We start from the raw sequence: 20,663 nt of genomic DNA, 5'->3' as shown, positions 1-20,663 counted from the left end.
CCGGATTTATATATGACGGCCGGTGTCAAGTTATCGCGGCAGGGTGCCGGACATGGAGATCAACGACCTCGTCCAGCCGTCCGCCCCCGCAGCCGACCCCGCCGCCCTCGCACCCGCCCTCGACCCCGCCGCCCTCGCAGCGCTCACGGCCGGAGTCCGGGGCCCGGTCCTGACCCCCGGCGACGACGGCTACGACGCCGAGCGGTCCGGCTTCCAGCTGGCCCGCCGGCACCGGCCCGCCGTGATCGTCGCGGCCCGGTGCGCCGAGGACGTCGTCGCCGCGGTGCGCTTCGCCGGCGCGCAGGGGCTGCCGGTCGCGGTCCAGGCCACCGGCCACGGGCTGTCCGCGGCCACCGACGGCGGGCTGCTGATCAGCACCCGGCGGATGGCCGGGGTGCGGGTGGACGCGGCGGCCGGCACCGCGCGGGTCGAGGCGGGCGCCGTCTGGGGCCAGGTCGTCGAGGCGGCGGCCCCGCACGGACTCGCCCCGCTCAACGGCTCCTCCCCGGGCGTCGGCGTCATCTCGTACACCCTCGGGGGTGGCGTCGGGGTGCTGGCCCGGACGTACGGCTTCGCCGCCGACCAGGTGCGGTCCGTCGACCTGGTCACGGCCGACGGCCGGCTGCGGCAGGTCACCGCGGACACCGATCCCGGGCTGTTCCGGGCGCTGCTCGGCGGCGGCCACGGCCTGGGCGTGGTGACCGCGATGGAGTTCGGGCTGGTGCCGGTGGCCCGGCTCTACGGCGGGCAGCTGGTCTTCGGCGGCGAGCGGATCGATGCGGTGCTGGGCGCGTATCTGCGCTGGACCGAAACCGTTCCGGACGAGCTGACCTCCTCGCTCGCCCTGATCGCCTACCCGGACCTCCCCCAGCTGCCCGAGCCGCTGCGCGGCCGCTACCTGGCGCACATCCGGATCGCCTATACGGGGAGCGCCGCGGAGGGCGAGCGGCTGGTGGCGCCGCTGCGGGCGGTGGGGCCACGGGTGAGCGACGACCTGCGCGAGATGCCGTACGCCGAGTCGCACACCATTCACCGGGACCCGGCCGATCCGCATGCCTACGACGGGGACAACGCGCTGCTCAGCGGGCTGGACGCGGCCGCGCTGCGCCGGGTGGCGGCGCTGACCGGACCGGCCGCCCCGGACATGTGCGTGGTCCAGCTGAACCATCTCGGCGGCGCGCTGGCCACCGGCGGCGGCGCGGCCGGCACCGTCGGCCACCGCGACGCCCGGTACGCGCTGCGGCTGCTGTCGCCGCTGCCGGCCACCCCGGGCGACGCACCCGGCGGCGACGCGGCGGGGGCCCGCCTCGCGGCCGTACGGGCCCGGCACGCCGAGGCGCTGGCGGCCGTCGCGCCCTGGCGGCTCGGCCGGAGCGTGAACTTCCTCTTCGGCCGGCACGGGGACCGGCCGGACGCCGAAGAGGTGGCACGCAGCGTCCACGACACCGACGCGCACCAGCGGCTGGCCGCGCTCAAGGCCCGCCACGACCCGGCGAACCTCTTCCGCTTCCACCCCGCCGCCGCGCCGGCCACGGCCGCCCGGCCCGTCTGACGTGCCCGGACGCGCCGCGCGCCGCCTACCGCCGCGCGCACGCGCCACGACTCTCCCGACATCGGCCTGCCGACCGCCCATGAACCCGTCCCAGTGGGCAGGCTGGAGACATGGCTGAACGTACGGAGACGGAGAAGCGGAATCTGGCGAAGGAGTTGGCGGCCGCGGTACGGGGGGAGGTCTCGTTCGCCGCGGCCGACCGGGCACTGGTGACGATGGACGCGTCCAACTACCGGCGGGTGCCCAGAGCGGTGGTCGCGCCCCTGGACGCCGAGGATGTCGCCGCGGCGCTGCGGGTGTGCCGGGAGCACGAGGTGCCGGTGGTGCCGCGCGGCGCCGGGACCAGCATCGCGGGGCAGGCGACCGGCGTCGGCGTGGTGCTGGACTTCACCCGCCACATGCGGCGGATCGTCTCGCTCGACCCCGCCGCCCGTACCGCCGTCGTCCAGCCCGGCGTCATCCTGGACGACCTGCGGACGGCGGCCGCCGCCCACGGGCTGACCTTCGGCCCCGACCCCTCCACCCACAGCCGCTGCACCCTCGGCGGCATGATCGGCAACAACTCCTGCGGCTCGCACTCGGTGGCCTGGGGCACCACCGCCGACAGCGTCCGCGAGCTGGAGCTGCTGACGTACGGCGGCGAGCGGGTACGGGCCGGCCGCGGCACCGGCCCCACCGGCGCCCCCACCGGACTGCCCCCGCGCCTCCGGGACGGCGTCAAAGCCCTGGTGGACGGTGAGTTGGCGCTGCTGCGCACCGGCTACCCCGACCTCCCCCGCCGGATCTCCGGCTACGCCCTGGACGCGCTGCTCCCGGAGAAGGGCACCGACCTGGCCCGCGCCCTCACCGGCAGCGAGGGCACCCTCGGCGTGCTGACCGAGGCGACCGTACGCCTCGTGGAGACCCCCGCCGCCCGGGTCCTCGCCATCCTCGCCTACCCCGACGAGAGCGCCGCCGCCGAGGCCGCGCACAGCCTCCTCCCGCACCAGCCGATGACCGTCGAGGGGATGGCCGCCGACCTCGTGGGCAGCGCGGCCGGACTGCCCAAGGGCGGCGCCTGGCTGTTCGTCGAGATGGGCGGCACGAGCCCCGGTGAGGCGGCGGCCCGCGCCCAGGCGCTCTGCCGGGCGGCCGCCGCCGACGGCAGCACCGACCACACCGTCGTCACCGACCCGGCCGGCCAGCGCGCCCTGTGGCGGATCCGCGAGGACGCCTCCGGCACCGCCACCCGGATGCCCGACGGCTCCGAAGCCTGGCCCGGCTGGGAGGACTGCGCCGTCCCGCCCGCTCAACTCGGCCCGTACCTCCGCGACTTCCGCGCCCTGCTCACCCAGCACGGCCTGCGCGGCACCCCCTACGGCCACTTCGGCGACGGCTGCATCCACATCCGGATCGACTTCGACCTGCTGACCGCCCCCGGCATCCGCCGCTTCCGGGACTTCTCCCACGACCTGGGCGACCTGGTCGTCTCGCACGGCGGGTCGCTCTCCGGCGAACACGGCGACGGCCAGGCCCGCGCCGAACTGCTCCCGAAGATGTACGGCCCCGAACTCGTCGGCGTCTTCGAGCGGTTCAAGTCGCTCTGGGACCCGGCCGACGGCCTCAACCCCGGCATGCTCGTCCGCCCCGCCCGCCTCGACGAGAACCTCCGCTTCGAGGTGCTGCCCAAGCGCCCGGTCCCGGTGGAATTCGGCTACCCGCACGACAACGGCGACTTCTCCGCGGCGGTACGGCGCTGCGTCGGCGTCGCCAAATGCCGCAACGCCACTACGGCACCGGGCTCCACCGACGTCATGTGCCCCTCCTTCCGCGCCACCGGCGAGGAACAGCACTCCACCCGCGGCCGGGCCCGCCTGCTGCACGAGATGCTGGCCGGCGAAGTGATCACGGACGGCTGGCAGTCACCCGAGGTACGCGACGCCCTCGACCTCTGCCTCTCCTGCAAGGGCTGCCGCAGCGACTGCCCCGTCGGCGTCGACATGGCCACCTACAAGGCCGAATTCCTGCACCACCACTACGAGGGCCGAGTGCGCCCCGCCGCCCACTACTCCATGGGCCGCCTCCCCCAATGGCTGCACACCGCCGCCCCCCTGGCCCCCGCACTCAACGCCCTCGCCCGTACGCCGTTGGCATCCGTCGCCAAACGCCTTGGCGGAATCGCCCCCGAGCGGCCGATCCCGCCGCTGGCCACCGAGACCTTCACCCGCTGGTGGTGGCGCCGACGGAGGACGAGGGCGGGGGCCGGGGGCTCGTCCGGTGGTCGTGCGACGGCCGGGACCGGGGGTTCGTCCGGTGGCCGTGTGACGGCCGGGGCTGGGGTGCCGTCCGGCGGTCGTGTGTCGGCCGGGCCCGGGTCCCCGTCCGACGCCCGCACCGTCATCCTCTGGCCCGACACCTTCACCAACCACCTCTCCCCGGAGGTCGGCCGCGCCGCCGTCCGCGTCCTGGAAGCGGCCGGCCTACGCCCCCTCCTCCCCCCAACCGCCCCACTACGCCAGCCCGGCGGCGCCTTCCCGCAGCCCGCCCTTCCCCGCCTCCACCGCCCACCCCTCTGCTGCGGCCTCACCTATGTCTCCACCGGGCAACTCGACCGGGCCCGCCGCGTCATGCGCCGCACCGTCGAGGTCCTCGGCCCCCTCCTCCAGGACGGCCACCCCCTGGTCGTCCTCGAACCGAGCTGCGCCGCCGCCCTCCGCACGGACCTGCCGGAACTGCTCTCCGACGACCCCCGGGCGGCCCGACTGGCCTCCTCCGTACGCACCTTCGCGCAAGCACTGGAAGAACTGGCCCCCGACTGGCAGCCCCCACGCATCGACCGCCCCGTGGCCGGCCAGACCCACTGCCACCAGCACGCGGTCCTCGGCGACACCCCCGACCGCCGCCTCCGCGAACGCGCCGGCCTCACCGGTTCGTTGACCGGCGGCTGCTGCGGCCTGGCCGGCAACTTCGGCTTCGAACGCGGCCACTACGACGTCTCGGTCGCCTGCGCTGAGGACCAACTTCTCCCCGCGGTGCGGCAATCCGGCCCCGACACCGAGATCCTCGCGGACGGCTTCTCCTGCCGCACCCAGCTGGATCAGCTGGGGGACCGGAGGGGGCGGCATCTGGCGGAGGTGCTGGCGGAGGCGTTGGGGGAGGGGGCGTGATGTCTACGTGCGGCAATATCCGCTACTGACGGGGGACGGGCCGGGCCCGGCGCTCGCACCGGAAGCCGGGCTCAAAAGCCCGGGTGGCGTGCGAGACGTGATGGTAACGTGATCATCTGTTCGATTGGTGCACGTGGGCAGGACAGCGAGGCGCGAGAGCCCTGAACCGCCGTACGCGGGACCTCCGTATCGCCGATGCGGCACGTTCCGGTGGGTGCTCTCGTATCCCGTGTCCGTCAGCCGACGCTGCCGAGTGTGCGCATGACCGGCGCGCACTCGGTGAGAAAAGCTGCGCCACGAAAATGCAACGGGGGAAGCTCCATGCAGGAAAAGAGGGGAAGTTCCATGCGTGACAAGGCTCGTACGAACCACCGGGGCGGAGCGCTGCGTCGTACAGCTGCCGCTGCGTCTCTGGCCCTGATCGCGGCGGCTCTGCCTGTGGCCCTCGCGACGCCGGCCTCGGCCTCCCAGTCAGACTGCACTGCTTATCTGAAGGGGAGGGGCTACAGCGTCGGCGCCGGGGTGAAGCATGCATGTGCGACCGCGGCACACGCCTCAGGCCCGGCGGGCCGCGACATGTGTTGGCGGGAGCTACAGGAGCTCGGCGTCAAGAACGACTACGGACTCACGGCCTGCGGCCTGGCGTAACCGTCAGCCCGCACGTTCGTCTTCCCACAGCAGGCCCCCGGGACTTGGTTCCGGGGGCCTGCTGCGTATACCGCCTCCGCCGCCCGGCGCGGGACTCCTCCTCTCCTGCCGCGGACCCGCCGCATGAGGCGACTTCATGAGGACGACAGCCAGGGCGGCAGTCCCAACGGGGGCTGTGGTGACGGCCAGGGGGCTGGTGGGTGAGCGGAGGGCGGTTCCTCTCGCTGTACCTGATCGCCTGTAGCCCGCACCGGGCGCGACCGGATCGAGTGTGTCCGCTGCGGTAGCCCCGGGGATGGGGCGTAACTGTCCCGGGTGGTCGCCGACCCGCCGCCGTACCGGGAGAACGCCATCCTGCGCGGCCCGGAACAACTGCTGGTCGCCTTCGGCCGGTTCACCCCGGACACCCCTTAGGGGCCGGACACCCCTGAGGGGGTGGTGAAGGAGCCGAGCGCGTCCTCACCGCTGGTCCACCAGACGCCGAGCCGCTGGCGGGTCAGCCGCCAGCCGCCGGCGTCCCGGGCGAAGTCCCAGTCGTAGGGACCGCCCATGGCATACGGCGAGGCGGCCCGGCCGGGATCGGCGACGGCCACGAACCACATGTAGCCGACGCCGGTCGCCCGGTCGCCCCGCACCTGGAAGTCCATGTTGAGGATGTGGTGCTGCATGCTGGTGTACGGCGCCTCGGCCTCGATGACCTTGGCCAGCACCGCCTCGCGGCCATGGACTTGCTCCCACGGACCGAACTCCAGCACCGCCTCCTCGGCCCAGCACTCGATCCAGGTGCGCCAGTCCTTACGGTCCAGCGCCCGCCAGCCGTGGATCATCAGCGCCCGCAGGGCCTCCTTGTCCTCCAGGCGCTGAAGGCGTGGGGCGAGGGCGTCGTCGGGAGCGGGGGTGGTGGACATGGCTGCTCCTCTGCTGAGGGGGCCGGATGCGCCGGAGGCGCCGGATGCGGCAACTCTGTGCCGCCGACGGCCACTTCTCCAGGACGGGCCGAGGCCGGGTGCGGCACACCCAGGCAGGGGGCTTGATGCGGTCCTGCCATTACCTGGGAGGTAATCGCCGGACCATCCGGCGCTGGTGAGAATGGTGATCTCTCCGCGTCAGCAGGGCGCAGCTTCCGTATTGGAGTGATCAGATTGCCGTCAGCCACGTCTGCGACCACCCGCGCCGTGGTGGAGGAGTTGCTGCGCCGGATCGGCGAGGGCGACCCCGAGCGCATCGCGGAGCTGTATGCCGAACGGGGCGACTGGAAGCTGGACTGGCCGGAGGCCGAGCACGGTCGTTCGGCGACTCCCTGGATCCGCCACCGCTCCACCCGCGCCGATGCCGCCGCCCACTACCGCGAGCTGGCCGAGCACCATGTGGCCGGGCAGGCGGCGACCGAGATCGAGCGCATCCTCATCGACGGCAATGACGCGGTCGTGTTGGGCGAGATCCGCCAGACCGCCCGCTCCACCGGGCGTGCCTACCGCGCTCGGTTCGCCCTGCACCTCACGGTCGAGGACGGCCTGGTCACTCGGCACCACGTCTACGAAGACAGCCTTGCCGTCGCCCAGGCTTTCGATGCCGGCCGGGCCGAGTAAGCCTCGCTGATTCGCCGTCCCCTCTTGGACGGCGACACCAGGCATGCTTGGATAGCTTCACTGTCCAATGGGAGGTCACGAGCATGCGGCTGGCGGAGCTGAGCGAGCGCAGTGGTGTGTCCACCGCCACGATCAAGTACTACCTGCGCGAAGGACTGCTCCAGCCCGGGCGCCGGGTCACCGCCACCCAGGCCGAGTACGGGGAGGACCACCTGCGGCGGCTGCGCCTGGTGCGGGCGCTGATCCAGATCGGCGGGGTTCCGGTGGCCGCCGCGCGCGAGGTGATCGCCGCCGCGGAGGACGAGTCGCTCGACCACCACCTGCGGCTGGGCGCGGCGACCCGGGCGCTGCCCTGCGCCGAGGAGCCCGCCGAGGACGACCCGGCGGTGGCGACCGCCCGCCGCTCGGTGGCGGCGCTGCTGGAGCGGATGGGCTGGTCCTCCGGCCGCGGCCCGGACCTGCGCAACCCGGCCCACCGGCGGCTCATCGACTCGGTCGCCGCGCTGGTCCGGCTCGGCTACCCCTGCGACACCGAACAGTTGCTGCCGTACGCGCAGCTGGCGGCGCAACTGGCGGTCACCGACCTGGACCTGGTCGAGGAGCAGCCGACCCCGACCGGACAGATCGAGGCGGCCGTCGCACTCACGGTGCTGTACGAACCGGTACTGCTGAGCCTGCGGCGCATGGCCCACGCGGAGGAGTCGGCCCGGCGGTTCTGAGACGCCCGCGCCCCGGCCGCGACTCCGCCCCGGCCGCGTCTACGCCTCGCCCGCGTCACCGTGCCGCCCCATCACCTCATGGACCAGCCGGATCAGGTCCGGGATCCGTGGATGTCCCGGGCCGTCGCGCCAGGCGATGACGACGGGGACGGGTGGGGCGTCGATGAGGGGCACGTAGGCCATGGCGGGGTGGGGGTGCATCTCGGCGGTGGCGGAGGTCGTGACGCCGATGGCGCGGCCGCCGGTGATGGCGGCCAGCCAGTCGTCGGTGTTGCCGATGGTGATCGTGGCGGCGGGGCGGGCGGACGGCGGCCACAGGTCGAGGGAGGTGATCCCGGAGACGGTGTTGACGGCGAGGGTGCGGTCGGCCAGATCCGTGAGGGAGAGGGCGGTGCGGTGGGCGAGCGGGTCGTCGGCGGGCAGTCCGGCCACCCGGGGCTCGGTGGTCAGCCGCTCGGTGACCAGTCCCGGCGCGCGGACCTCGCCGCGCAGCAGGGCCGCGTCCACCTCGCCGCGGGCGAGACCGGCCGTGCGGTCGTCGATACGGAGGAGTTCGAGCGGGGTCGCCGGGTGCTCCTCGTGCCAGCGGCGCAGCAGCGCGGTGGTGTCCGTACCGGCACCCGCCCAGGCATGGCCCAGCCGCAGCGGCCAGGCGCTGCGGTGGGCGTAGCCGAGCGCCCGGTCGAAGGCGGCCACCGCGACCGCGGCCCGGTCGCGGAAGGACAGCCCGTCGGGGGTGAGCGCGAGGTGGTGGGTGGAGCGGTCGACGAGCTGGACGCCGAGGGCCTGTTCCAGCTGGCGCAGGGTGCGGGAGGCGGCGGGCTGGGTCAGATGCAGCCGCTCGGCGGCGCGGGTGATGCTCAGGGTGTCGGCGATGGCGAGAAAGCAACGGAAATGACGCAGCTCGATGCTCATGCGCGCGGAGCATAACAACAGGGGAAAAGGCATTTCACGGACCGGAACGGCGGGCCGTAGCGTGGTGGCGTGAATGCTTCGCCCGAGACTCCCGATGGCGGTATACGCGCCACTCCCACCCCTTCCGTCGACACCGCGCCCGCCCGTGACGGGGGGCTTGCGCATCCGGTACCGCCGTCGCCCGAGGTGCTGACGGCGGAGGCGCGGGCCGGCAGAGCCGGCGGGGCCGGGGCGCGCGGGCGGATCGGGTCGGTGGCGCTGGTCATCGGCGGGATCGTCTCGCTCCAGTTCGGCTCGTCGGTGGCGGTGTTGCTCTTCCCGCGGGCCGGTGCGCTGGGCGTGGTCACCCTGCGGCTGGTGGTCGCCGCACTGGTGCTGCTGATCTTCTGCCGTCCCAAGCTGCGCGGTCATACGCGGGGCGACTGGGCCACGGTGCTGGCCTTCGGTGTCGCACTGGCCGGCATGAACTCGCTCTTCTACCAGGCCATCGACCGCATTCCGCTGGGCGCCGCGGTCACCCTGGAGTTCCTCGGGCCGCTGATCCTGTCGGTGGCGACCTCCCGCAGGCTGCTGAGCCTGGTGTGGGCGGCGCTGGCCCTGGGCGGCGTGGTGCTGCTGGGGCGCGAGGGGCTCGATGGGCTCAACCTCACCGGAGCGGCGTTCGCGCTGGCGGCCGGCGGGCTGTGGGCCGCCTACATCCTGCTCTCCGCCCGTACGGGACAGCGCTTCCCGCAGGCGGACGGACTGGCCCTGGCGATGACGGTCGCGGCGCTGCTCAGTCTGCCGTTCGGCCTCGTCAGCGCGGGCTCCGCCCTGCTTGATCCGGTCACCTTGGGGCTGGGCGCCGCGGTCGCCCTGATGTCGTCCGTGCTGCCCTACACCCTGGAACTGCTCGCCCTGCGCAAGCTGCCGGCCGCCGGCTTCGCGGTGATGATGAGCCTGGAGCCGGCCGCCGCGGCCACCGCCGGATTCCTCGTCCTGCACCAGGCGCTGGGCTGGGCCGAGGTGCTGGCGATCGGGCTGGTCGTGATGGCGAGTGTGGGAGCCGTACGGAGCGCGGGGCTCCACAGCTGACCCATGGGCCGCCCGCGGGCGGCCCCTTAGGGAAGCACTCCCAAGGGCTGCCCCCTAGGGGACGGCCCTTGGGCAGCCACCCCCACCCCATCCCCAACCCCGGAGAACCGTGCAGGAAAAAATCATGCAGGCGTGCTTGATTGTTTCCACCGCCGCTGCCACGCTCGGACCCGTACCGCACCAACGCCTGTCAACCTGCCCTGGCCGTAGGCCACATGGGGCCGATGAGGGGAGTGCCGCGTGTCCGATCCCGGCGCCGTACTGGCCGATCTCAGGGCGGAGAGTGAGGAGCTGGACGCGCTGGTCGCGGGGCTGCCGGCGGAGCGCTGGACGGCCCCGACACCCGCCGCGGGCTGGACGGTCGCCCACCAGATCGCCCACCTCGCCTGGACCGACCGGCAGGCGCTGCTCTCGGCCACCGACCCGGAGGGCTTCGTGCGCGCCGCGCAGGAAGCCCTCGCCACACCGCTGACCTTTGTCGACGAGGCCGCCGAGGCCGGTGCGCGGACACCGCCGGCGGAGCTGCTCGCGGACTGGCGGGCCGGCCGCGAGGAGCTGCTCCGGGCGCTCAGGGAGCGGCCGGCCGGGGAGAAACTGCCCTGGTACGGCCCGCCGATGAGCGTGGCCTCGATGGCCACCGCGCGGCTGATGGAGACCTGGGCGCACGGACAGGACATCGCCGACGCGCTGGGCGCCGTCCGGCCGCCCACCGCCCGGCTGCGGCACATCGCCCGGATCGGGGTCCGGACCCGCGACTTCGCCTATGCGACGCATCAACTCACCCCGCCCGAGGAGGAGTTCCGGGTCGAGCTGCGGGCGCCCGACGGCACGGTGTGGGAGTACGGGCCGCCGGACGCCGCCCAGCGGGTGACCGGTACGGCGCTGGAGTTCTGTCTGCTGGTGACCCAGCGGGCGCACCGCGCCGATCTGCCGTCCGTACGGGCCGAGGGGGCGGACGCGGAGCGCTGGCTGGAGATCGCGCAAGCCTTCGCGGGCCCGCCGGGCAAGGGGCGGGAACCGTCCGGGAAAGCCGCCACCTCATGAGCGACGGCGGCACCATAGGCCCCGTACACCCCATACGCCCCATAGGCGCCGACCCCGCCGTCCTCCGCGTCGGCAATGCCTCCGGCTTCTACGGCGACCGCTTCGACGCGCTGCGCGAGATGCTCACCGGCGGGCCGCTGGACGTGCTGACCGGGGACTACCTCGCCGAGCTGACCATGCTGATCCTCGGCCGGGACCGGCTGAAGGACCCCACCCGCGGCTATGCCAGGACCTTTCTGCGGCAGTTGGAGGACGGGCTGGGGCTGGCCGCCGAGCGCGGCGTGCGGATCGTCACCAACGCGGGCGGACTGAACCCGGCCGGACTCGCCGACGCCGTACGGGAATTGGCGGACAAGGTCGGGGTTCCCGTACGGGTGGCACATGTGGAGGGCGATGATCTGCTGGCGCGCGGCGGGTGGGGCGCGGGGGTGCTGACCGCCAACGCCTACCTGGGCGGCGGGGGGATCGCCGCCTGTCTGCGGGCCGGTGCCGACGTGGTGGTGACCGGACGGGTCACCGACGCCGCGCTGGTCAGCGGTGCGGCCCAGGCGCACTTCGGCTGGCGGCCACAGGATCTGGACCAGCTGGCCGGCGCGGTGGCCGCCGGACACGTCCTGGAATGCGGCACCCAGGCCACCGGCGGCAACTACTCCTTCTTCGACTCCTTGGACACCCACGACCTGCTGCGGCCCGGCTTCCCGCTCGCCGAGATCGCCGCCGACGGCAGCGCGGTGATCACCAAACACCCGGGCACCGGCGGCGCGGTCACCCCCGGTACGGTCACCGCCCAGCTGCTCTACGAGACGGCCGGCGCCCGCTACGCCGGGCCGGATGTGACGGCGCGGCTGGACACCGTACGACTGACCCAGGAGGCACCGGACCGGGTCCGGATCGACGGCGTACGGGGCGAGGCACCGCCGCCCACCCTCAAGACCGGGCTGACCCGCCTCGGCGGCTGGCGCAACGAGGTCACCTTCGTCCTGACCGGGCCGGCCGTGCCGGCCAAGGCCGCGCTGGTCCGCCGGCAGATGGAGGCGGCCCTCGACGCGGCGGAGCACCGCCCGGCCGAGGTGCGCTGGACACTGGCCCGCACCGACCGGGACGACGCGGCGGTCCAGGAGGAGGCGAGCGCACTGCTGCGCCTGGTGGTGCGCGACCCCGACCAGGACGCGGTCGGGCGGGTGGTCAGCGGCGCCGCGGTCGAGCTGGCGCTGGCGAGCTACCCCGGTTTCCATGTCACCGCGCCGCCCGGCAAGGGCACCCCCTACGGGGTCTTCGAGGCGGTGGCGGTGGACGCCACCGAGGTACCGCACCGCGCCGTACTGCCGGACGGCACCCATATCGACGCTCAACCGGCGCCCGCCACCCAGGAGTTGGTGCGGCTGCCCGACCCGCCGCTCCCCGAGCCACTGCCGGCCGGCGCCACCCGGCGCGGGCCGCTCGGCCTGGTCGCCGGCGCCCGCAGCGGCGACAAGGGCGGCGCGGCGAACGTCGGGGTGTGGGCCCGCACCGAGCCGGCCTGGCGCTGGCTGGCACACGAGCTGACCGTCGAGCGCTTCGGACAGCTGCTCCCCGAGACCGCGGACCTGCCGGTCGACCGGCACGTACTGCCGAATCTGCGCGCGCTCAACTTCGTCGTCGACGGGCTCCTCGGCGAGGGCGTCGCCGCGCAGGCCCGGTTCGATCCCCAGGCCAAGGCCGTGGGCGAGTGGCTGCGTTCGCGGCACATGGACATACCGGAGGTGTTGTGGTGACCGTGCTCGGAACCGGGCTCGACCCGTCGGGCGCCGAGTACGCGGAGCGTCGTACGGCGATGCTCGCGAAGCTGGCGGAGGTCGAGGAGGCGCACGCCAAGGCGACCGAGGGCGGTGGGGAGAAGTACGTCGCCCGGCACCGCGAGCGCGGCAAACTGCTCGCCCGGGAACGGATCGAGCTGCTCCTCGACCCCGACACCCCGTTCCTGGAGCTGTCGCCGCTCGCGGCCTGGGGGAGCGACTACCAGGTGGGCGCCTCGCTGGTCACCGGCATCGGGACCGTCGAGGGCGTGGAGTGCCTGATCACCGCCAACGACCCGACGGTGCGCGGCGGCGCCAGCAACCCCTGGACGCTGAAGAAGTCGCTGCGGGCGCACGAGATCGCCTTCGCCAACCGCCTCCCGGTGATCTCGCTGGTGGAGTCCGGCGGCGCCGACCTGCCCAGCCAGAAGGAGATCTTCATCCCGGGCGGGGCGCTGTTCAAGGACCTCACCCGGCTGTCCGCGGCCGGTATCCCCACCGTCGCCGTGGTGTTCGGCAACTCGACAGCGGGCGGTGCGTACGTCCCCGGGATGTCCGACCACGTGATCATGGTCAAGGAGCGCGCCAAGGTGTTCCTGGGCGGCCCGCCGCTGGTCAAGATGGCGACCGGCGAGGAGAGCGACGACGAGTCGCTGGGCGGCGCCGAGATGCATGCCCGCACCTCCGGGCTCGCGGACCACTTCGCGGTGGACGAGCCGGACGCGCTGCGCCAGGCCCGGCGGGTGGTCGCCCGCCTCAACCACCGCAAGGCGCAGCCCGATCCAGGACCGGCGGCACCCCCGAAGTACGACGAGGAAGAGCTGCTGGGCATCGTCCCCGGCGACCTCAAAGCCCCCTTCGACCCCCGCGAGGTCATCGCGCGGATCGTGGACGGCTCGGACTTCGACGAGTTCAAACCGCTCTACGGGCCGAGCCTGACCACCGGCTGGGCCGAGCTGCACGGCTACCCCGTCGGCATCCTCGCCAACGCCCAGGGCGTGCTCTTCAGCGCGGAGTCCCAGAAGGCCGCGCAGTTCATCCAGCTGGCCAACCAGCGCGACATCCCGCTCCTCTTCCTCCACAACACCACCGGCTACATGGTCGGCAAGGAGTACGAGCAGGGCGGCATCATCAAACACGGCGCGATGATGATCAACGCGGTGTCGAACTCGAAGGTCCCGCACCTCTCCGTCCTCATGGGCGCCTCCTACGGCGCCGGCCACTACGGCATGTGCGGCCGCGCCTTCGACCCCCGCTTCCTGTTCGCCTGGCCGAGCGCCAAGTCCGCCGTCATGGGACCGCAGCAGCTGGCCGGGGTGCTCTCGATCGTCGCCCGTGCGTCGGCCGCCGCCAAGGGGCAGCCGTACGACGACGAGGCGGACGCCGGGCTGCGCGCGATGGTCGAGCAGCAGATCGAGTCGGAGTCGCTGCCGATGTTCCTGTCCGGGCGGCTCTACGACGACGGCGTCATCGACCCGCGCGACACCCGAACCGTCCTCGGCCTGTGCCTGTCCGCCCTCCACAACGCCCCGGTCGAGGGCGCGCGGGGCGGCTTCGGCGTCTTCCGGATGTGAGGCAGAAGTGATCCGTTCCGTACTCGTCGCCAACCGCGGTGAAATAGCCCGGCGGGTCTTCCGCACCTGCCGTGAGCTGGGCATCGCCACCGTCGCCGTGCACTCCGACGCGGACGCCGGCGCCCCGCACGTCCGTGAGGCGGACACCGCCGTACGGCTCCCGGGCGACGCCCCGGCCGACACCTATCTGCGCGGCGACCTGCTGGTTCGGGCCGCACGCGCCGCGGGCGCCGACGCGGTCCACCCCGGCTACGGCTTCCTCTCCGAGAACGCCGGCTTCGCCACCGCGGTGGCCGACGCGGGCCTGGCCTGGATCGGTCCGCCCCCCGCCGCCATCGAGGCCATGGCCTCCAAGACGCGGGCCAAGGAGCTGATGGCCGGGGCCGGGGTGCCGCTGCTGGCCCCCGTCGACCCCGGACAGGTCACCGCGGCCGATCTGCCGCTGCTGGTGAAGGCCGCGGCGGGCGGCGGCGGCCGCGGCATGCGGATCGTCACCGAACTGGACGCGCTGGAAGCCGAGTTGAAGGCCGCCGCGGCCGAGGCGGCGGCGGCCTTCGGCGACGGCGAGGTCTTCGTCGAGCCCTATGTCGTCGGCGGCCGCCATGTCGAGGTGCAGATCCTCGCCGACGGGCACGGCACGGTCTGGACCCTCGGCACCCGCGACTGCTCCCTCCAGCGCCGCCACCAGAAGGTCATCGAGGAGGCCCCGGCCCCCGGCCTGTCCGACGAGCTGCGCACCACCCTGCACGGGGCCGCCGAGCGGGCCGCCCGCGCCATCGGCTACCGGGGCGCGGGCACCGTGGAGTTCCTGGTGGACCGCACCGGCCGGGCGTACTTCCTGGAGATGAACACCCGCCTCCAGGTCGAACACCCGGTCACCGAGGCCGTGTACCGCCTCGACCTGGTCGCCCTCCAGCTGAGCATCGCCGAGGGCCGCCCCCTGGAAGCGGAACCACCACCGCCGCACGGGCACGCCGCGGAAGCGCGGCTCTACGCCGAGGATCCGGCGGCCGGCTGGCAGCCGCAGACCGGCACCCTGCACCGGCTGGCGCTGCCCGACGGCGTCCGGCTGGACTCCGGCGTCACCGACGGCGACACCATCGGCGTCCACTACGACCCGATGCTCGCCAAGGTCATCGCGTGGGCCCCGACCCGCGACGAGGCCGTACGGAAACTGGCCGGCGCCCTGGAACGAGCCACCCTCCACGGCCCCGTCACCAACCGCGACCTGCTCGTCCGCTCCCTGCGCCACCCGGAGTTCACCGACCCCGCCGCCCTGGACACCGGCTTCTACGACCGCCACCTCGCCGACCTCACCACGAACGACGCCGACGACGCCCCGGTCTTCGCCCTCGCCGCCGCCCTCGCCGACGCCCACGGCCGCTCCCGCTTCGGCGGCTTCCGCAACGTCCCCTCCGGCCCCCAGTCCAAGACCTACCTCCGCGGAAACACCGAGCACACCATCCGCTACCGCCTCGACCGCGACGGCCTCCGGGCCGAGGACTTCCCCGGCGTCCGGCTGCTCACCCACGGCCCGGACCAGGTCGTTCTCGAAGTGGACGGACTTCGGCGGCAGTTCACCGTCACCCGCTACGGCGACCGCGTCCATGTCGACGCGCCACCGTCCCCGGGCGGGGCCATCACGCCCACCTCCCACACCTTCACCGCCCAGCCCCGCTTCCCCGACCCCACCGCCCGCACCGAACCCGGCTCCCTGCTGGCCCCCATGCCCGGCACGGTCGTACGCATCGCCGAGGACCTCACCGAGGGCGACCAGGTCAAGGCCGGCCGGCCCCTGCTGTGGCTGGAGGCCATGAAGATGGAACACAAGATCACCGCCCCGGCAGCCGGCACCCTCACCTCCCTCCCCGTCCAGCCCGGCCAACAGGTCGAAGTAGGCACCCTCCTGGCCGTAGTGACGGACTGACGGCACCCACGCCCCGGTTTTGACACTTCCCCCCACCGGGGTGGGGCCCGCCACGAAACGCGAGGTGGCGGGGCTGGAGGGGTGGGGTGTGGGACGTAAAGCGCAGCAGTCCCACACCCCACCCCGGAAGCCCCGACACCGCCCCACCCACACACCCGGGCCCCACCCCAATCACCCCGTCCCACCGCCGAAGGCGGGGAAACGCCGCCGCACCCGGCAACGCAACGGAGGCCGAAACCGACCCGCCGCCGGCAAGCGAACCGCCCCTCAACCGACGACCCCGAGGAGACCCCATGGGAACCCCGACGATCGAGTCCGAGGAACACCGCGCCCTGCGCAAAGCCGTAGCCGCCCTCGGCACCCGCTACGGCCGCGAATACTTCACCCGCGTCGTGGCGGACGGCACCCACACCGACGACCTCTGGGCGGAGGCCGCCGAACTCGGCTACCTCGGCGTCAACCTCCCCGAGGAGCACGGCGGCGGAGGCGGCGGCATCGTCGAACTCTCCATCGTCCTGGAGGAGTTGGGAGCCGCCGGCTGCCCCCTCCTCATGATGGTCGTCTCGCCCGCCATCTGCGGCACGGTCATCGCCCGCTTCGGCACCGAGGACCAGAAGCGGGCCTGGCTCCCGGGCCTCGCCGACGGCTCCCGCAAGATGGCCTTCGGCATCACCGAACCGGACGCCGGCTCCAACTCGCACCGCATCACGACCACCGCCCGCAGGGACGGCGGGGACTGGGTCCTCAACGGCCGCAAGGTCTTCATCTCCGGCGTCGACATCGCCGACGCGACCCTGATCGTCGGCCGCACCGAGGACGCCCGCACCGGCCGCCTCAAGCCCTGCCTGTTCATCGTGCCGCGCGACACCCCCGGCTTTGACCGCAGCCCGATCGCGATGGAACTCTCCGCCCCGGAGAAGCAGTTCGAACTGACCCTGGACGAGGTACGGCTGCCCGCCGACGCGCTGGTCGGCGACGAGGACGCCGGACTGCTCCAGCTGTTCGCCGGGCTCAACCCCGAGCGGATCATGACCGCCGCCTTCGCCCTCGGCATGGGCCGCTACGCGCTGGGCCGGGCCGTCGACTACGCCGGTACCCGCCAGGTGTGGAAGGAGCCCATCGGCGCCCACCAGGCCGTCGCCCACCCGCTCGCCCAGGCCCATATCGAGCTGGAGCTCGCCCGGCTGATGACGCAGAAGGCGGCCCATCTCTACGACGCGGGCGACGACCTGGGCGCGGGCGAGGCCGCCAACATGGCCAAGTACGCGGCGGCCGAGGCCGCGGTGCACGCCGTCGACCAGGCCGTCCACACCCTCGGCGGCAACGGCCTCACCCAGGAGTACGGCCTCGGCTCGATGATCACCGCCGCCCGGGTGGCGCGGATCGCCCCGGTCAGCCGCGAGATGATCCTCAACTTTGTCTCGCACCAGTCTTTGGGGCTGCCCAAGTCGTACTGAGGGCGGGATGCTGACCGTGCCGGCCGGGCGGCCCGCCCCGGCCGGCGGGGCGGGCCGCACCGCCCCGCCCGCCGTACCCCGCCGAAGGGAAGGCCCAGGCATGGTGTTCCACGTGTTCCGCAGCGAGTACGCCGACGTCGCGCCCGTAGAGCTGCCGATCCATGAGGCCGTCCTCGGGCGGGCGGCGGAGTACGGCGACCGGCCCGCACTGATCGATGGCCTCGACGGCACCACCCTCAGCTACACCGAGCTGGACCGGCTCAGCCGCCGGATCGCGGCCGCCCTGGCGGCGTCCGGCGTCCGCAAGGGCGAGGTACTGGCCCTGCACAGCCCGAACACCGTGCTCTTCCCGGCCGTGTTCTACGCCGCCTCACGCTGCGGGGCGGCGGTCACCACCGTCCATCCGCTCGCCACCGAGGGCGAGTTCACCCAGCAGCTGAAGGACTCCGGGACCCGCTGGATCGTGACCGTATCGGCGCTGCTGGACACCGCCCGCGCCGCCGCGCAACAGGCCGGCGGTATCGCCGAGATCCTCGTCTGCGACCGGGCCGCGGGCCACCGCTCCGTAGGGGACCTGGCCGCCGGCACCGCCCCGGAACCGTCGGTCACCCTCGACCCGGCCCACGACCTGGCCGTCCTGCCCTACTCCTCCGGCACCACCGGCACCCCCAAGGGCGTGATGCTCACCCACCGCAGCATCGCCACCAACCTCGCCCAGCTCGCCCCGCTCGTCTCCAACGGCCCCGACGACCGGGTACTGGCCGTACTGCCCTTCTTCCACATCTACGGGCTGACCGCCCTGATGAACGCCCCGCTGCGCAACGGCGCCACCGTCGTCGTACTGCCCCGCTTCGACCTGAAGCACTTCCTCGCCACCATCGAGCAGCACCGCATCACGGCGGTCTACGTGGCACCCCCGATCGTCCTCGCCCTCGCCAAACACCCCCTGGTCGCCGACTACGACCTCTCCTCCCTGCGGTATCTGGTCTCCGCCGCGGCGCCCCTGGACGCCGAGCTGGCCGCGGCCTGCTCCCGGCGGCTCGGCCTGCCACCGGTGCTCCAGGCATACGGCATGACCGAGCTGAGCCCCGGCACCCACTGCGTCCCCCTCGACGCGCCGAACCCGCCACCCGGCGCCGTCGGCAAGCTCATCCCCAACACCGAGATGCGCCTGGTGTCCCTGGAGACCGGTCAGGACGTGGGGCCGGGGGAGAGCGGCGAGATCCTCATCCGCGGCCCCCAGGTCATGAAGGGCTATCTGGGGCGGCCCGCCGAGACCGACGCGATGATCGACCCCGACGGCTGGCTGCACACCGGCGACATCGGGCGGACCGACGACGACGGCTGGCTCCATGTCGTCGACCGCGTCAAGGAGTTGATCAAGTACAAGGGCTACCAGGTCGCCCCCGCGGACCTCGAAGCGCTGCTGCTCACCCATGACGCGATCGCCGACGCGGCGGTCATCGGGGTCGACGACGAGGACGGCAACGAGGTGCCCAAGGCGTTCGTGGTGCGGCAGCGGGGGGCCCGGCTGACCGAGGACGAGGTGATCGCGTACGTTGCCGGACGAGTCGCCCCGTACAAGAAAGTGCGCCGCGTGGAATTCCTGGCCGGCGTGCCGCGCGCCACCACCGGAAAGATCCTGCGGCGCGAACTGCGCGACAGGGAAAGGAGCTCGACGCCCCGATGACCGACGCCCCACCGACCGACGCGTCCGCGGAGACCCTGGTCCCGCGCTCCCACGAGCGCGGCATCACCACCCTCACCCTGGACTCCCCGCACAACCGCAACGCCCTCTCCACCCGCCTGGTCGCCGAACTGCACCAGGCGCTCACGGACGCCGCGGCCGACGACGCCACCCGCGCCGTCGTCCTCACCCACACCGGCGGCACGTTCTGCGCCGGCGCGGACCTCTCCGAGGCCGCCTCGGGCACCGCGAAGGACGGCCCGCTGGGCCTGGCCCGTCTGCTGCGCGCGATCGTGGCACTGCCCAAACCGGTCGTCGCCCGGGTCACCGGACACGTCCGGGCCGGCGGCCTGGGCCTGCTCGGCGCCTGCGACATCTCCGCGGCCGGCCCGGACGCCACCTTCGCCTTCACCGAGGCCCGCCTCGGCCTCGCCCCCGCCGTCATCTCCCTGCCCCTGCTGCCGCGGCTGGACCCCCGCGCCGCCGGCCGCTACTACCTGACCGGCGAGAAGTTCGACGCGGCCGAGGCGGCCCGGATCGGCCTGGTCACCCTCGCCGCCGACAACGTCGACACCGGCCTCGCCCCCGTACTGGACGGTCTGCGCAAGGGCTCCCCACAGGGCCTGGCCGAGTCGAAGAAGCTGGTCACCGCCGAGGTGCTGGCCGCCTTCGACCGCGACACCGACGCGCTCGCCGAACAGTCCGCCCGGCTCTTCGGCTCCGCCGAGGCCCGCGAGGGCATGACCGCCTTCCTGGAACGACGGGCCCCCGCATGGGCGCGCTGACCCCCGCCCGCGGCCCCAAGGAGCCCCAGCAGGAACGCAGCCGGGCCACCCGCCTCAAACTCCTGGAGGCCGCCGTCTCCTGCCTGGCGGAGCGCGGCTGGAGCGGCAGCACGGTCGCGGTGGTCGCAGAACGGGCCGGCGTCTCCCGGGGCGCCGCCCAGCACCACTTCCGTACCCGCGAGGACCTCTTCACGGCGGCCGTCGAACATGTCGCGGAGAAGCGGCAGAGCGCGGTCGCGGCGGTCGCGCACAAGCTGCCTCCGGCGGGCTCCATCGCCCGCACCTGGGTCATCGTCGAGGAGCTCGTCGGCCTCTACACGGGGCCGCTGTTCCGCGCGGCGTTGCACCTGTGGGTGGCCGCCTCCGACGAAGAGCCTTTGCGTGACCGCGTCACCGCCTTGGAGGCCCGGGTCGGCCGGGAGGCCCACCGGACGGCCGTGGCGCTCCTGGAAGCGGATGAGGCGGTGGCCGGTGTACGCGAAACGGTGCAGGGCCTGCTCGACATGGCCCGGGGCCTCGGTCTCGCGAACCTGCTGACGGACGATTCGGCCCGCCGGGACCGGGTCGTCGAGCAATGGGCGAAGATCATCGACTCGATGCTTCGGGGCTAGGGTGCCCACGTTTTCGGCTTTCCCGCCGTGGGCTGCGCCCTTGCCTGCTTCCCACGTTTTCGGCTGTCCCGCCGTGGTGGTTTTTCGCCGTTGCTCCCCCACTGCCTGAAGGGCGTGGGAGGTACCCCCACGCGGCGGGCGGGGTCCGCTGCGCGGGGCT

Annotated in this window: 15 protein-coding genes; 13 read left to right on the top strand and 2 right to left on the bottom strand. The window is 73.5% G+C overall.

All coding sequences use genetic code 11. The features are described 5' to 3' along the window. The first annotated feature begins 52 nt into the window (after window positions 1-52). Entirely contained in the window at window positions 53-1,552 is a 1,500-nt protein-coding gene (locus ACFWJW_RS31660; protein ID WP_387247614.1) for an FAD-binding oxidoreductase, read from the top strand. Window positions 1,553-1,662: 110 nt separating this feature from the next. Next, window positions 1,663-4,698 (top strand): FAD-binding and (Fe-S)-binding domain-containing protein, encoded by a 3,036-nt coding sequence (locus tag ACFWJW_RS31655; RefSeq protein ID WP_387247613.1) that lies wholly within the window; start codon window positions 1,663-1,665, stop codon window positions 4,696-4,698. Between the two features lie 1,058 nt (window positions 4,699-5,756). On the opposite strand, the gene ACFWJW_RS31650 is transcribed toward ACFWJW_RS31655, so the two are convergent. Then, on the bottom strand, window positions 5,757-6,254 hold the full coding sequence (locus ACFWJW_RS31650; RefSeq protein WP_387247612.1) for a nuclear transport factor 2 family protein: 498 nt from the start codon (window positions 6,252-6,254) through the stop codon (window positions 5,757-5,759). Between the two features lie 234 nt (window positions 6,255-6,488). On the opposite strand from ACFWJW_RS31650, the gene ACFWJW_RS31645 reads away from it, so the two are divergent. Further along, window positions 6,489-6,935: a nuclear transport factor 2 family protein gene (locus ACFWJW_RS31645; RefSeq protein WP_387247611.1), complete on the top strand. Its 447-nt coding sequence runs from the start codon at window positions 6,489-6,491 to the stop codon at window positions 6,933-6,935. A gap of 83 nt (window positions 6,936-7,018) precedes the next feature. Beyond that, window positions 7,019-7,654: a MerR family transcriptional regulator gene (locus ACFWJW_RS31640; protein WP_387247610.1), complete on the top strand. Its 636-nt coding sequence runs from the start codon at window positions 7,019-7,021 to the stop codon at window positions 7,652-7,654. 39 nt (window positions 7,655-7,693) lie between these two features. Here the strand turns inward: ACFWJW_RS31640 and ACFWJW_RS31635 are convergent, their stop codons facing one another. Then, entirely contained in the window at window positions 7,694-8,569 is an 876-nt protein-coding gene (locus tag ACFWJW_RS31635) for a LysR family transcriptional regulator (RefSeq protein WP_387247609.1), read from the bottom strand. Between the two features lie 189 nt (window positions 8,570-8,758). Here ACFWJW_RS31635 and ACFWJW_RS31630 point away from each other — a divergent pair, with 189 nt between their 5' ends. The 9 genes from ACFWJW_RS31630 (at window position 8,759) to ACFWJW_RS31590 (ending at window position 20,503) form a co-directional block, all read left to right on the top strand. Then, window positions 8,759-9,643: a DMT family transporter gene (locus ACFWJW_RS31630; protein WP_387247636.1), complete on the top strand. Its 885-nt coding sequence runs from the start codon at window positions 8,759-8,761 to the stop codon at window positions 9,641-9,643. Window positions 9,644-9,883: 240 nt separating this feature from the next. Then, a complete protein-coding gene (locus ACFWJW_RS31625) occupies window positions 9,884-10,687 on the top strand; it encodes a TIGR03084 family metal-binding protein (RefSeq protein ID WP_387247608.1) in 804 nt (267 codons plus the stop codon). Further along, window positions 10,684-12,441 carry an acyclic terpene utilization AtuA family protein gene (locus ACFWJW_RS31620; RefSeq protein WP_387247607.1) on the top strand — a complete coding sequence of 586 codons (1,758 nt, stop codon included), beginning with the start codon at window positions 10,684-10,686 and terminating at the stop codon, window positions 12,439-12,441. Before ACFWJW_RS31625 ends, ACFWJW_RS31620 begins: the two co-directional genes overlap by 4 nt. Continuing rightward, window positions 12,438-14,036, top strand: a complete 1,599-nt coding sequence (locus ACFWJW_RS31615; protein WP_387247606.1) for an acyl-CoA carboxylase subunit beta — start codon at window positions 12,438-12,440, stop codon at window positions 14,034-14,036. The genes ACFWJW_RS31620 and ACFWJW_RS31615 overlap by 4 nt, the downstream gene beginning before the upstream one ends. 7 nt (window positions 14,037-14,043) lie before the next feature. Continuing rightward, a complete protein-coding gene (locus ACFWJW_RS31610) occupies window positions 14,044-15,963 on the top strand; it encodes an acetyl/propionyl/methylcrotonyl-CoA carboxylase subunit alpha (protein ID WP_387247605.1) in 1,920 nt (639 codons plus the stop codon). 293 nt (window positions 15,964-16,256) lie between these two features. Beyond that, on the top strand, window positions 16,257-17,420 hold the full coding sequence (locus tag ACFWJW_RS31605; protein ID WP_387247604.1) for an acyl-CoA dehydrogenase family protein: 1,164 nt from the start codon (window positions 16,257-16,259) through the stop codon (window positions 17,418-17,420). A gap of 100 nt (window positions 17,421-17,520) precedes the next feature. Then, a complete protein-coding gene (locus ACFWJW_RS31600) occupies window positions 17,521-19,110 on the top strand; it encodes a 4-coumarate--CoA ligase family protein (protein WP_387247603.1) in 1,590 nt (529 codons plus the stop codon). Continuing rightward, the gene (locus ACFWJW_RS31595; protein ID WP_387247602.1) at window positions 19,107-19,892 is read left to right on the top strand and encodes an enoyl-CoA hydratase family protein; all 786 of its coding nucleotides are present in this window, start codon (window positions 19,107-19,109) and stop codon (window positions 19,890-19,892) included. The genes ACFWJW_RS31600 and ACFWJW_RS31595 overlap by 4 nt, the downstream gene beginning before the upstream one ends. Then, window positions 19,880-20,503, top strand: coding sequence for a TetR/AcrR family transcriptional regulator (locus ACFWJW_RS31590; protein ID WP_387247601.1), 624 nt, complete (start codon window positions 19,880-19,882; stop codon window positions 20,501-20,503). The genes ACFWJW_RS31595 and ACFWJW_RS31590 overlap by 13 nt, the downstream gene beginning before the upstream one ends. Window positions 20,504-20,663: the final 160 nt, after the last annotated feature.

It is taken from the genome of Streptomyces sp. NPDC127097, assembly GCF_042724075.1.
Lineage (GTDB): Bacteria > Actinomycetota > Actinomycetes > Streptomycetales > Streptomycetaceae > Streptomyces.
This window is presented reverse-complemented; position numbering and strand designations above follow the sequence as displayed.